This window comes from Photobacterium kagoshimensis (assembly GCF_050337045.1).
Taxonomy (GTDB): Bacteria; Pseudomonadota; Gammaproteobacteria; order Enterobacterales; family Vibrionaceae; genus Photobacterium; species Photobacterium kagoshimensis.
In genome coordinates this window covers 434,105-447,573 of record NZ_JAKJSO010000009.1, presented here as the reverse complement: position 1 = coordinate 447,573, position 13,469 = coordinate 434,105, and the positions used below count along the sequence as shown (strand labels likewise).

12 protein-coding genes are annotated in these 13,469 nt (G+C 45.9%); 8 read left to right on the top strand and 4 right to left on the bottom strand.

Annotated features, from left to right (window positions below):
- Positions 1 to 97 precede the first annotated feature (97 nt).
- The 3 genes from rluB to rnm all read right to left on the bottom strand — a co-directional run bounded on the left by rluB (position 98) and on the right by rnm (position 2,811).
- On the bottom strand, positions 98 to 1,153 hold the full coding sequence (gene rluB / locus L4C35_RS05395; protein WP_428461901.1) for a 23S rRNA pseudouridine(2605) synthase RluB: 1,056 nt from the start codon (positions 1,151 to 1,153) through the stop codon (positions 98 to 100).
- Between the two features lie 137 nt (positions 1,154 to 1,290).
- A complete protein-coding gene (locus L4C35_RS05390; protein ID WP_428461900.1) occupies positions 1,291 to 1,911 on the bottom strand; it encodes an L-threonylcarbamoyladenylate synthase in 621 nt (206 codons plus the stop codon).
- Positions 1,912 to 1,941: 30 nt separating this feature from the next.
- Positions 1,942 to 2,811 carry an RNase RNM gene (gene rnm / locus L4C35_RS05385; RefSeq protein WP_428461899.1) on the bottom strand — a complete coding sequence of 290 codons (870 nt, stop codon included), beginning with the start codon at positions 2,809 to 2,811 and terminating at the stop codon, positions 1,942 to 1,944.
- Positions 2,812 to 3,112: 301 nt separating this feature from the next.
- Here rnm and L4C35_RS05380 point away from each other — a divergent pair, with 301 nt between their 5' ends.
- The 8 genes from L4C35_RS05380 to L4C35_RS05345 all read left to right on the top strand — a co-directional run bounded on the left by L4C35_RS05380 (position 3,113) and on the right by L4C35_RS05345 (position 12,352).
- Positions 3,113 to 4,126: a bifunctional 3-deoxy-7-phosphoheptulonate synthase/chorismate mutase gene (locus L4C35_RS05380; RefSeq protein ID WP_428461898.1), complete on the top strand. Its 1,014-nt coding sequence runs from the start codon at positions 3,113 to 3,115 to the stop codon at positions 4,124 to 4,126.
- Complete coding sequence (locus L4C35_RS05375) at positions 4,123 to 5,691, top strand: anthranilate synthase component 1 (RefSeq protein ID WP_428461897.1); 1,569 nt, start codon at positions 4,123 to 4,125, stop codon at positions 5,689 to 5,691. The genes L4C35_RS05380 and L4C35_RS05375 overlap by 4 nt, the downstream gene beginning before the upstream one ends.
- A gap of 10 nt (positions 5,692 to 5,701) precedes the next feature.
- On the top strand, positions 5,702 to 6,331 hold the full coding sequence (locus tag L4C35_RS05370; protein WP_428461961.1) for an aminodeoxychorismate/anthranilate synthase component II: 630 nt from the start codon (positions 5,702 to 5,704) through the stop codon (positions 6,329 to 6,331).
- A gap of 17 nt (positions 6,332 to 6,348) precedes the next feature.
- A complete protein-coding gene (gene trpD, locus L4C35_RS05365) occupies positions 6,349 to 7,359 on the top strand; it encodes an anthranilate phosphoribosyltransferase (protein ID WP_428461896.1) in 1,011 nt (336 codons plus the stop codon).
- Between the two features lie 2 nt (positions 7,360 to 7,361).
- Positions 7,362 to 8,744, top strand: coding sequence for a bifunctional indole-3-glycerol-phosphate synthase TrpC/phosphoribosylanthranilate isomerase TrpF (gene trpCF, locus L4C35_RS05360; protein ID WP_428461895.1), 1,383 nt, complete (start codon positions 7,362 to 7,364; stop codon positions 8,742 to 8,744).
- A 1-nt stretch (position 8,745) separates the two neighbouring features.
- Positions 8,746 to 9,936: a tryptophan synthase subunit beta gene (gene trpB, locus L4C35_RS05355; RefSeq protein ID WP_428461894.1), complete on the top strand. Its 1,191-nt coding sequence runs from the start codon at positions 8,746 to 8,748 to the stop codon at positions 9,934 to 9,936.
- Positions 9,936 to 10,742 carry a tryptophan synthase subunit alpha gene (trpA, locus tag L4C35_RS05350; RefSeq protein ID WP_428461893.1) on the top strand — a complete coding sequence of 269 codons (807 nt, stop codon included), beginning with the start codon at positions 9,936 to 9,938 and terminating at the stop codon, positions 10,740 to 10,742. Before trpB ends, trpA begins: the two co-directional genes overlap by 1 nt.
- A gap of 338 nt (positions 10,743 to 11,080) precedes the next feature.
- Positions 11,081 to 12,352: a dicarboxylate/amino acid:cation symporter gene (locus L4C35_RS05345; RefSeq protein ID WP_428461960.1), complete on the top strand. Its 1,272-nt coding sequence runs from the start codon at positions 11,081 to 11,083 to the stop codon at positions 12,350 to 12,352.
- A gap of 554 nt (positions 12,353 to 12,906) precedes the next feature.
- Here L4C35_RS05345 and L4C35_RS05340 read toward each other — a convergent pair.
- Entirely contained in the window at positions 12,907 to 13,428 is a 522-nt protein-coding gene (locus L4C35_RS05340; RefSeq protein ID WP_428461892.1) for a DUF2058 domain-containing protein, read from the bottom strand.
- Positions 13,429 to 13,469: the final 41 nt, after the last annotated feature.

Here is a 13,469-nt window from a genome sequence, read left to right as displayed (position 1 = left end):
TAACCCCTGAAAAGAATTATTTCAAGGCTAGTTTTTTTTAAAACAGCAGATACAAAAAAAGCAGCTAATTAGCTGCTTTTTTTATTAACCATAAGAATTACTTGCGAGTACGAGGCTTCGCAGGCTTATTCTTTAGCGGGTTACGACGGTTGCTTGCATTACCAGACGGCTTGCGCTTACCTGATGATGCGTTATTACCACCTTTACCCTTGCCACCACGAGCATTCCCGCCCTCTTCAGCACCTTTATTTCGGGTTGAAGTTGGGTTACGGCGTTCTTTATTACCACCGCGGCCACGACGGCCTGATGATTCTTCGCTTGCACGTTCTTCATGACGACGAACAGCACGACGGATCTGACGCACACCACGCTTACGCTTCTGACCTTCAACAGTCAGCATGGTTTCGCTTTCGTGCTCAAGCTCTACCATTTCACGTAGGTAGTTAACTTCAGTCAGTTCTAGCTCCATCCAACCGCCACGAGGCAAATCTTTGGTTAGGTAGATATCACCGTAACGAACACGCTTAAGACGACTTACTGTTACGCCTTGCGAATCCCATAAACGACGAACTTCACGGTTACGACCTTCAGTGATCACCACGTAGAAAGTATGGTTCATACCTTCACCGCCAGCGTAAACCACGTCTTCGAAACGTGCCATACCATCTTCTAGCTTCACGCCACGAACAAGGTTACGCACCATATCTTCGTTCACTTCGCCGAAGACACGAACCATGTATTCACGCTGAACAGTACGGCTTGGGTGCATCAAGCGGTTTGCTAATTCACCATCGGTAGTGAACAGAAGAAGACCACTGGTGTTTGCATCAAGACGGCCAACCGATACCCAACGGCCTTCCGTTAGACGTGGTAGACGATCAAATACAGTACGACGACCTTCTGGATCGTGACGCGTACATAATTCGCCTTCAGGCTTGTTATAAGCCAGTACGCGACATACTTCATCACTGGTAGCAACAAGGTCAACCTTATGACCATCGATACGTACAAGTACACTTAGATCGTCAAGACGGTCACCAAGTTTAGCGACTACGCCATCAATACTTACACGACCAGCTTGAATCTTTAATTCGATTTCTCGACGAGAGCCCTGACCTGAACGTGCCAGCACTTTCTGTAATTTTTCACTCATTAGACAAACCTTTGTCGCCTTCACAGGCGTCGAAATACTCATCCCTGATACCGGGTGGTACCAAGCAGCGGCGAATTATGCCAAAAGCACCATGAAGTTACTACCACTTTCATGCTTAACCACTGCTTGCATTTAGTTTACTCAAATGGCGTAGGATCGCCCGAACCAACACGGACGATTTGTGCATCACCATCACTGAAGTCAATAACGGTTGTTGGCTGCTCACCTAAATAACCACCATTCACAATTAAATCAACGGCATGCTCAAGTTTGTCACGGATATCTTCAGGATCTGATTCTGCCACATCACTATTCGGCAAAATGAGTGTCGTCGACATCATTGGCTCACCTAACTCTTCCAACAGCGCCAGCGCTATTGCATTGTCAGGCACGCGAATACCAATCGTCTTACGTTTTGGGTTCATTAAACGACGTGGCACTTCTTTGGTTCCTTTAAAAATAAAGGTATAAGCGCCCGGCGTGTTACTACGCAGTAAACGATACGCCACATTATCAACCCGAGCGTATAAAGAAAGCTCAGACAAATCACGGCATAGTAAGGTGAAGTTATGCTTATCGTTTAAGCGACGGATCTGACAGATACGCTCCAACGCAGCTTTATTTTCAAGCTGACAGCCAAGCGCATAACCTGAATCTGTTGGATAAACAATCACACCGCCATCGCGGATAATCGCAACAGACTGTTTAACAAGGCGCGCTTGCGGTGTTTCGGGATGCATGTAAAAAAATTGGCTCATGGTTCCTCCCAAAAGGCACAACAGATAGAGTTACTCTGTTATGGCTTCTGAATCATCTCGCTTCTTTTCGACGTTCCAATCGTGCCACACTTCTGTTACCCCTTTAGGTAACCATAAGTTACGACCAAGCTCAGTCCATGGCGACGGATAATGAAAATCGGAGCCTTGAGAAGCAAGCAATTGATAATTAATGGCATAATCGCCGAGGTTACGACGTTCATGCTGTCCTTGTTGCGGCTGTGCCACTTCCATAGCATCGCCTTTTGCTTCCACGAAAGAGGTTAATAATCGCTTAAGCCATTTTGTTGTCATTTTGTAGCGCCCAGGATGCGCGAGTACCGCCTGACCGCCCGCAGCATGAATAGCCGTGACAGCTTCCGCGATAGAGCACCAACTCGGTGGTACATACCCAGGATTTCCTCGGGTAAGAAACTTTTTAAACACCGCTTGCATGGTTTTGGCATAGCCTTCCGCCACAATCCACTGAGCAAAATGCGCACGTGTCAGTGTCGCGTCACCCGCCAAAGCTTTCGCACCAGCAAGCGCCCCCGGCATGCGATTCTTTTCAAGTCGCTCACCAATTTGTTCAGCACGTTCAGTACGACGCGCTATTTGCTCAGCAATCAGAGTCGTAATTGCTGGGTGTTCAGGATCAATATTCAATCCCACAATGTGAATATCAAAATTTTGCCAAAGTGTCGATATTTCAATGCCTTTGATGAGAGTTAAAGGCAGATTTAATGCATCGATTGTTTGCTGAGCTTCCGCTAATCCAGCCACTGTATCGTGATCGGTAATCGCAAGCGCATCAACACGGTTTAGCACTGCTCGCTCAACTAACTCTTTTGGTGACAAACGGCCATCAGATGCCGTTGTATGGCTATGTAAATCAAATAACATAAATTTTATTCTTGACTCTATATCTGTAAACTAGTTTACTAGTACGCAGTTACCCGAAATCATAAATCGACTAACAGGACGATCCCATGGTACAGCATATTCATCATCAACTCTGCGCTTTATTCTCTTGGTGGTGGCACTCCCAATCTTGGGCGGTGTAATTCTCTGTACCTAACGGACAGCATACACAGTAGCCCGCCCATCGCGGGCTTTTTTCGGCCTCTTGTTTCTCGAAGCATTTTATTACCACCAAATTTCAGCCCAATGTCGACCCGATATTGATGCTAACAAGGACACTATTATGATTATTGTACTAAAACCAGCGGCGACTGAATCTCAAGCAAAAGAAATCCTACAGCGCATCGAAGGCGCAGGGCTCAAACCACTTTACATGCCAGGTGTTGAACGCATTGTATTAGGTGCACTCGGCGATGAACGTATTCTGCAGAAGCTAAACCTTGACGCGTACCCATGTGTTGAAACCGTCAAACCTATCCTAACCAAATACAAAATGGTCAGTCGTGAAGTACAAGCACACGACACTGTAGTGCGTTTTGGTAATGCCGCTATCGGTGGTAATAAATTTGCAGTCATTGCTGGCCCTTGTTCTGTTGAATCCGAAGAGCAGCTACTTTCCGTGGCTGAAGTGGTCAAGCAACACGGGGCTGTCGCTCTTCGTGGTGGCGCTTATAAGCCTCGTACCAGCCCTTACGATTTCCAAGGTATGGGAGTTGAAGGCTTGAAACTCCTCAAGCAAGCCAATGAACAGCTTGGCATACCAACGGTGTCTGAAGTCATGGAAGTCAGCCACGTTGATACAATGTGTGAATATGTCGACTGCCTACAGATTGGCGCCCGTAATATGCAAAACTACGCATTATTAAAAGCCGTGGGCGAAAGTCAAAAACCGGTCTTGCTCAAACGCGGACTTTCAGCCACTATCGAGGAGCTGCTTTTAGCTGCTGAGTACATTTATGATGCAGGAAATCCCAATATTATCCTGTGTGAACGTGGTATTCGCACCTACGAAACAGCAACGCGCAATACATTGGATTTAAACGCGGTTGCGTATTTAAAACAACGTACCCATTTACCTGTTGTGGTTGATCCAAGCCATGGTACTGGCGTTCGAGAGTTAGTGATTCCACTCTCACGCGCAGCTGCCGCTGTTGGTGCTGACGGCATTATTGTTGAGTCACACCTTAAACCGTGTGAGGCGCTATCGGATGGCCATCAAGCACTGACAGGTCCAATGTTTGAGCAACTGATGCAAGAACTCAAACCCTTTGTAGAAGCGGCAGGGAGAACGCTGTGAACACAACCCAACGCACCATTGGCGAGCTGGACGTGCTCAGCCTTGATGTCCCCTATGTAGCTGAGCCAACAGAACTGTATTACACCGTTTGCGGCGATAGCCCACATAACCTATTACTGGAATCGGCAGAAGTCGATTCTAAGCAAGACCTTAAAAGCTTAATGCTGATTGATGCCGCAGTACGCATTGTCTGTCGTGGCACCGACGTTCGGTTAGAAGCACTGACCGACAACGGTTTAAATGTTCTGCAAACCATAGAACAAAAAATTCCAGACACTGTGGGTCGTCAGCGTCACGCCGACTGCCTGACGTTAACATTTCCAACCGCGGAACGTGCTCTGGACGAAGACAGCCGCTTACGCCAAGCCTCTTCATTTGATGCACTGCGGATGGTCCAACATGCATTCGATACTTCAGGCCACCCACAAGAAGCCCTCTTTCTTGGCGGCCTCTTTGCTTACGATCTTGTCGCTGGTTTTGAACCTCTAGCAGATGTCGAGCAAGATAATAAATGCCCTGATTACCTATTCTATATTGCTGAGACATTACTGGTTATCGATCACCAGCGCCGTAAAGGTAAGCTGCAAGCCACCCTATTTGGTGGCGATCAATATACCAATAGCTACTTCGAACTAAGCCGTCGCTTACAGCAAATCAAAGAAGCGTGTTTAGCACCAGCGACCGTGCCACCAGCCACTCAATTGGCGCAATGCGAACCTGAAGTGAGTGTCAGTGATGCTGATTTTTGCCAAACCGTTGCTGATTTAAAGCAATACGTGATTGGTGGCGATGTATTCCAAGTGGTGCCTTCTCGTCAATTTACCTTACCGTGTCCATCGCCATTGGTGGCATATAAAGAGTTAAAAGTTGGCAACCCTAGTCCTTACATGTTCTTCATGCGAGATGCCGATTTCACCCTCTTTGGTGCATCACCAGAAAGCGCCCTGAAATATGCAACTGAAACCAATCAAGTCGAAATCTACCCGATTGCAGGCACACGTCAGCGTGGTAAAAATACCGACGGTTCAATTAACCTCGATTTTGATGGCCGCATCGAGTTAGAACTGCGCTGTGACATGAAAGAAAACGCCGAACACATGATGCTGGTTGATTTAGCGCGTAATGATGTGGCGCGGATCAGTGAAGCGGGAACCCGCTATGTTGCCGACTTACTGAAAGTCGATCGCTACAGCCATGTGATGCACTTAGTGTCACGCGTAGTTGGTCAGCTACGTAGCGATCTCGATGCGCTTCACGCTTACCAAGCATGTATGAACATGGGTACGTTAACAGGCGCACCCAAAATTCGCGCCATGCAACTTATCCGTGATGTCGAAAAACGTCGTCGCGGTAGCTATGGCGGCGCTGTGGGTTACATCACAGGCCATGGTGATATGGATACTTGTATTGTGATCCGTTCAGCCTATGTTGAAGACGGTATTGCTAGCGTACAAGCCGGGGCTGGTGTGGTGTTCGACTCGGTACCACAAGCAGAAGCCGATGAAACCCGTGGTAAAGCGCAAGCGGTTATCAGCGCAATTCGCAAAGCCCATACTCAAGGATAAGGAAAAGATGATGACTAAAGCCCATATTGTCCTACTCGATAATTTCGACTCCTTTACTTATAACCTTGTGGATCAATTTCGCACTCTAGGCCATTCCGTTACGGTTTATCGCAACAGTTTAACGGTTGAGCAGATGGTCCAAGCCATTGCCGAAAAAACAAACCCAGTACTGGTTTTGTCCCCAGGCCCTGGTGCCCCCGCCGATGCAGGCTGTATGCCAGAACTAATTGTCCACCTAAAAGGCAAAGTTCCTATGATAGGAATATGTCTTGGTCATCAAGCGATTGTGGAAGCGTATGGCGGTAAAGTGGAAGGCGCTGGTGACATAGTTCATGGAAAAGCTGCCATGATGCGCCATAACCAACATCCTGTTTTTGGTGAACTACCAAACCCATTATCTATTGCTCGATATCATTCCTTGGTTGCAACCCAAGTTCCTGATAGTTTAAAGGTTGTTGCCGATGTTAATGGTTTGGTTATGGCTGTAACGCAAGATGAAGATAAAGTGTGCGGCTTTCAATTCCATCCAGAATCCATCTTAACGACACAAGGCGCACAACTGCTGATTAACACGCTCGATTGGGTAACGACTCCCTTTATACCCTCGCCTTCACAACAAGCGGTTAAACAAGACGTATAACAATAAGGACTATCATCATGGATGCTGTGATTTACGATATTGCGAATAAACTGTATGCCCAACAACCACTAAGCCAACATGAAAGCCACACGCTTTTTAATGCCATTATTAAGGGCGAGGTAGAGCCCATTCTGCTATCGGCCATATTAACGGCACTCAAAATCAAAGGTGAAATACCCGCAGAGATCGCTGGTGCTGCCAATGCTCTCGTTGCCAATGCGAGCCCATTCCCAAGCCCTGAGTACGACTTTGCCGATATCGTCGGTACAGGTGGCGACGGAGCCAACACCATCAATATATCAACCACTGCCGCTTTCGTTGCTGCCGCATGTGGCATTAAGGTAGCCAAGCACGGTAACCGCGGTGTATCGAGTAAATCAGGATCGTCAGACCTACTGGATAAATTTGGCATTAATCTCGCGATGAAACCTGAAACAGCCCGCAAATGCCTAGATGAGCTTGGCATCTGCTTTCTGTTTGCGCCTCAGTATCACAGCGGTTGGCGACATGCGGCGCCAGTACGCCAGACCTTAAAGACCCGTACAATTTTCAACTTACTGGGCCCTCTCGTAAACCCAGCAAGACCCAAAAGGGAACTAATGGGCGTGTACGACGCTTCTCTGGTTCGCCCAATTGCCGAAACCATGGCAACCATGGGAATGAAACGCGCAGCAGTTGTTCACGGCAGTGGCTTAGATGAAGTGGCCATTCACGGTGAGACCATAGTGGCAGAAATCATCGATGGTGAAATCACCGAATACACACTCACACCAGCCGATTTTGGTTTAGAAGTTCACTCGCTTGAAGCAATCAAAGGCGGCGAACCAGAAGAAAACCGCACTATTATTACCAATATTCTGACAGGTAAAGGAACGGATGCTCAACAAGGTGCAGTCGCTGTCAACGTTGCACTTCTAATGCGTTTATTTGGACATGAAGATTTAGAAGCGAATACTCAAAAAGCCATTGATGTTATGCAATCTGGCTCTGCATTCGCACTTGTTGAACAACTCGCAGCTCGAGGTTAATCATGGAAACTGTTCTCGCAAAAATTGTTGCCGACAAACGTATCTGGGTAGAGGCTCGTAAGGTAGAACAACCGCTGGAAAGCTTCATCGATACGCTTTCCCACAGTGACCGTAGCTTCTACGACGCATTAGCAAATAAAGAGCCTGCATTCATTTTAGAATGCAAAAAAGCATCCCCTTCTAAAGGGCTGATTCGTGATGACTTTGACCTAGATTACATTGCTCAAGTTTACAAAAATCATGCAAGCGCGATCTCGGTACTTACCGATGAGAAATACTTTCAGGGCAGCTTTGATTTTCTACCGCAAGTACGAAGCCAAGTGACGCAACCTGTGCTGTGTAAGGACTTCATGATCGACCCATACCAGGTCTACCTTGCTCGCCACTACCAAGCCGATGCTATTTTGCTGATGTTGTCAGTGCTATCCGATGAGGAATACCGCACCTTAGCTAACGTAGCAGAAACACTAAAATTAGGGGTACTGACGGAAGTCAGTAACGAAGCAGAGCTTGAACGTGCAATCGCACTAAAAGCAAACGTTGTGGGTATCAACAACCGTAACTTGCGCGATCTAAGCATAGACCTAGAACGAACCAAACAACTAGCGCCCCGTTTAAGTGAAGACACTATTGTTATTTCTGAATCAGGTATTTACACCAACCAGCAAGTACGCGAGTTAGCGGCTTACGCAAACGGCTTTTTAATCGGCAGTTCATTAATGTCTGAAGACAACTTAGAGCTTGCCGTTCGTCGAGTGCTTATAGGTGAAAACAAAGTCTGTGGGCTGACACACGCCGATGATGCCGCTGCAGCCTACCAAAGTGGCGCGGTATACGGCGGCTTAATTTTTGTTTCTGCCTCACCTCGTCACGTTGATGTTGAACAAGCCCGTATGATCATGAGCGGTGCACCACTGAAATATGTCGGTGTCTTCCAAAATGCAGACCCAGAACAAGTTTCTAAAGCGGCGCATGCGCTAACACTTGCAGCTGTACAACTGCACGGTGATGAAACACCTGACTATGTGCAAACGTTAAAGGCCAATCTTCCTGCTGAGTGTGAAATCTGGAAAGCCCATGGTGTTACCGACACCCTGCCTGAATTTGCTCGATGGCAAGTCGATAAACACCTTCTCGATAGCAAAGTCGGTCAGCAAACTGGCGGCACAGGCAAAGCGTTCGATTGGTCGATTATCTCAGAGGCTGACAGAGCCAATATTCTGCTAGCAGGCGGCCTCTCCCCTGACAATGTCAGTGAAGCAACGCAATTAGGTTGCCGTGGCTTAGACCTCAATTCTGGTGTTGAAAGTGCACCTGGTAAAAAAGACAAAACAAAATTGGCTGCGGCATTTGCGGCAATCAAAAGCATTAAGGACAATAAATAATATGAGCAAATTAGATGCCTACTTTGGCGAATTTGGTGGCCAGTTCGTCCCTCAAATTTTGGTGCCAGCCCTTGATCAGTTGGAAGACGCTTTTATTGAAGCACAACAAGACCCGAGCTTTCAGGCTGAGTTCATCTCACTATTAAAGGAATATGCTGGTCGCCCGACCGCCCTAACCCTTTGTCAGAACCTGACCAAGGATACAAAAACCAAGCTATACCTCAAGCGTGAAGATTTGCTTCATGGCGGTGCACACAAAACCAACCAAGTGCTTGGTCAAGCCCTGCTTGCTAAGCGTATGGGTAAACGTGAAATCATTGCAGAAACAGGCGCTGGTCAACATGGTGTTGCGACAGCACTCGCGTGTGCATTATTAGATTTAAAATGCCGTGTCTACATGGGCGCTAAAGATGTAGAGCGTCAAAGCCCTAATGTTTTCCGTATGAAGTTAATGGGCGCAGAAGTAATTCCTGTACATTCAGGCTCTGCCACATTGAAAGATGCCTGTAATGAAGCAATGCGTGACTGGTCTGCAAGCTACGACAAGGCGCACTACCTACTTGGTACAGCAGCAGGCCCTCACCCATTCCCAACCATAGTGCGTGAATTCCAGCACATCATAGGTGAAGAAACCAAAGCCCAGATCTTAGAGAAAGAAGGTCGCCTCCCCGATGCAGTGATTGCTTGCGTAGGTGGCGGCTCTAACGCCATTGGCATGTTCTCTGATTTTATCAAAGAAGAAGAGGTTGGCTTAATTGGTGTCGAACCTGCAGGTAAAGGCTTAGATACTAATATGCACGGCGCACCACTTAAACACGGTAAACTGGGTATTTTCTTTGGCATGAAAGCACCATTGATGCAAGATGAACATGGCCAAGTTGAAGAGTCATACTCAGTTTCTGCCGGCCTTGATTTCCCATCGGTAGGCCCACAGCACGCACACCTTAATGCCATTGGCCGTGCGCAATACGGCGCAGTCACCGACGATGAAGCATTAGATGCTTTTCAACTACTTGCCCGTAAAGAAGGCATAATCCCAGCACTAGAATCGGCACATGCACTCGCGTATGCCATGAAAATGATTGAAGAAAACCCAGAAAAAGAACAACTACTGGTTGTGAACCTATCAGGCCGTGGCGATAAAGATATCTTCACCGTTCACGACATTCTTGAAGCAAAGGGAGCGCTGTAATGGATCGTTATCAACAACTTTTCAGTCAATTGGCAGAAAAACAACAAGGCGCTTTTGTTCCTTTCGTGACGATTGGAGACCCAACACCAGAGCAATCAATGCGCGTTATCGACACGCTGGTTGAATCAGGCGCAGATGCCCTTGAGCTCGGTATTCCTTTCTCTGATCCTTTAGCTGATGGCCCTACCATTCAAGGCGCTACTATCCGTGCACTTGAATCAGGTACCACGCCAGCTGTGTGCTTTGACATGATCACGCAGATCCGTACTAAATACCCAGATCTGCCAATTGGCTTGCTCATGTATGCCAATTTGGTATTTTCAGCCGGTATCGATAAATTTTACCAACAATGTGCGAAAGCAGGTGTTGATTCGGTACTGATTGCTGATGTACCTGTAGATGAGTCTGCAGACTTTCGTGCTGCGGCAGAAAAACACGGCGTTCACCCTATTTTTATTGCGCCACCTAATGCTGACGAAGCCACATTAAAAACCGTGTCTGAGTTAGGCGGCGGTTACACTTACCTACTCTCTCGTGCGGGTGTTACAGGTGCCGAAACCAAAGCAGGCATGCCTGTTGGTCACCTACTCGAAAACCTGAAAAAACATAATGCACCACCAGCCATTCTTGGTTTTGGTATTTCAACCCCAGAGCAAGTGAAAGAAGCCGTAGCAGCAGGAGCCGCTGGCGCAATCTCAGGCTCAGCCGTTGTTAAGATCATTGAAAACAACCTTGATAATCATGCAAGTATGCTTAGCAAACTCGCTAATTTTGTCTCACCAATGAAAGCGGCAACTCAACGCTAAATTGATAAAAGAATCTCAACAGGCTATGGATACCCGACTTCTATAGCCTGTTTTTTATCAACATCGTACCCGATCACATTAATGACTCGACTACCCGATTTTTATCTACTTTATTAATTCTTCCCCACTATACTTCAATTACCCATCACCACGACAAAATCGTAACATTCATGTAGCACACCAAACCCAATCAAAAAGCAATTTAAAAACAAAACAGCTAAGTTATTAATTGATCTGCACTGTGATTACATGTAAAAACATACTCGCAAAACATAGAGCTAACAATTACAACAAATACAACACAATGCTCTACTCTCAATAAGTCTCGTTAGTGGCTTATTGCACAATTAAATGTAGACACGACAGAGGTATCGAAAGTGTTAGAAAACAAAGGACTTTTAAATAATATTGGCGTTCAAGTCGTCATCGCGATGGTTGTGGGAACCCTCGTGGGTGCGATGATGGGGCCTACGGCAAGTATTTTTGCGCCACTTGGCAGTATCTTTATCCACTTAATTAAAATGCTGGTGATCCCATTAGTTGCTGTCGCTATCATTTCTGGTGCCGCAGGGTTAGGTAACAGTTCAGCCGCTGGTAAAGTCGGGTTATTAACGCTTGGTTTTTTTGGTTTTACCTCAGCTGTCGCCGTAGCCCTTGCACTTTTTATGGGCGAGATGTTCCAACCTGGTGTAGGTGTTGATCTTTCTGGGGTGGAAGGCATGTTTTCCAATGCATATGCCGACAAAGGTGACTTACCTTCATTCTGGGCAACGGTGCTTGGTATGATCCCAACCAATGTTTTCCAATCATTAAACGAAGCCAATATCCTCCAAATTTTAGTATTCTGCTTATTCTTTGGTATTGCTGTTTCTAAGTTAGAAAAAGATCGTCGTGAACCTTTGATCAACGGTGTGAATGCCATTGTTGATGCCATGGTTTGGATGATCAATGTTGTTATGAAAATTGCACCACTGGGTGTATTTGGCTTAATGGCAGATGCGGTGGGCACATTTGGTTTTAGTGCCTTAATGGTGGTGTTTAAGCTGTTCGTTGTCTACGTAGTGGCGATTTTAATATACGGCTTTGTGTTTTACCCATTAATGATCAAGGTGTTCAGTAAAACTTCACCACTGAAATTCCTATCTGTAATGAAAAAACCACAGGCTGTCGCACTGTCAACGGCTTCTTCGATGGCAACGCTGCCTGTTACGATGGAAGTGTGTGAAGAAGAACTGAATGTCAAAAATTCAACCGCCTCATTTGTGCTGCCACTGGGTGCAACCATCAACATGAGCGGTAATGCGATTTACTATGGTTTAGTCGCCATCTTCTTTGCGCAAATGTTCAATGTTGATCTAGGGATGAGTGCCTATATCGCCATTATTATTACTTCAACATTGGGTGCCGTCGGACAAGCCGGTGTACCTGGGCCCTCTTTCTTAGTAGTGGCTGTATTACTATCGGCGGGGATCCCAATCGAAGGTTTACCACTACTCTTCGCCCTAGATCGTATCTTCGACATGATACGTACTGCGCTCAATATTACAGGGGATGCTGCTTGTGCAGTGATCATTAATGACCATATTGAAGTGAGCCCAGAGACTAAATAGTCTTTACTTTCACCAAAACCAATAAGCCTTGATTTTTCAGGGCTTATATCAATCTCTATAACGGCTAATTTGCCGACTAGACCCCGTGGAATACGAGTACCTTCACTATTTAGCTGTACATTATTACAAGTAAAGCATCATCCAAAAAAGAAAAGTAAAGTTTGCTTGAGCAATAATAATGATTAATCCAACTAAGCCAATGATTGACGGTACATCTCTTCTTCCCGCTAACCATTTGGTACCTTTTACTAACTTTGGAGCGCAACAGAGATAAAGTATGATTCCAATAATCACTATGATCTCATTGAAGTAAGACGCTAAAACAAATATTGCAGATGGTATTACAACATAAAAAAACAGCGTGACCATCAGAAGACTAAATATTTTCATTCACTTATTACCAACCAAACTTAACCCTATCAAAACAGCGTTCGATTATAGCGCACAATAGCTTGACGTCAAATTTACTTTACCTTCTTTATCCCCCTAAAATGAAAAAAGCCCCGACGAGTCGAGGCTTGAATTGATATTCCATCAATATTTAGAAGCGATAGTTACCACATCAGATCATCAGGGATCACAAAGTCTGCATACGGATCATCTTCATCTGGCTCATCGTTTTCAACAACGTTATTCAGTACGATACTTGATTCATCACGCTGCGCAATCTTATCGGCAACCACACTAGGAATCACTTCGTAACTGTCGCTCAGGCGAACAATCGCTAAGCGACCTCGTACTAGTTGATCTTGCATCGTTTTATCAACATAAATCTTCTTCACTAACGTACCGTCAGTAAAGTTATAACCGATGTCACCATTTTTACGATCGATGCGGTTCATCTCGATAAGTTGTTTAACCTGCGCCTGAAATTCTTTTTTCTGAACTTCTTCATTCTTTAGACGATTTAGGTTCTTATCTTGCTCTAGCTGAGCGGCACGGTTTGCTTCAACAGCCGCTTTCGCTTCACGCGCTTGAACACGTGATTTTTTCGACCCTTTCGCTGCTTTTTTTAGTTTCTTTTTATCAACTAAACCAGCTTTAAGCATTTGCTCTTGTAGGCTTAACTTGGCCATTGATTCTCCATCATTAATCTTGGTAACACTTATAGCACTAT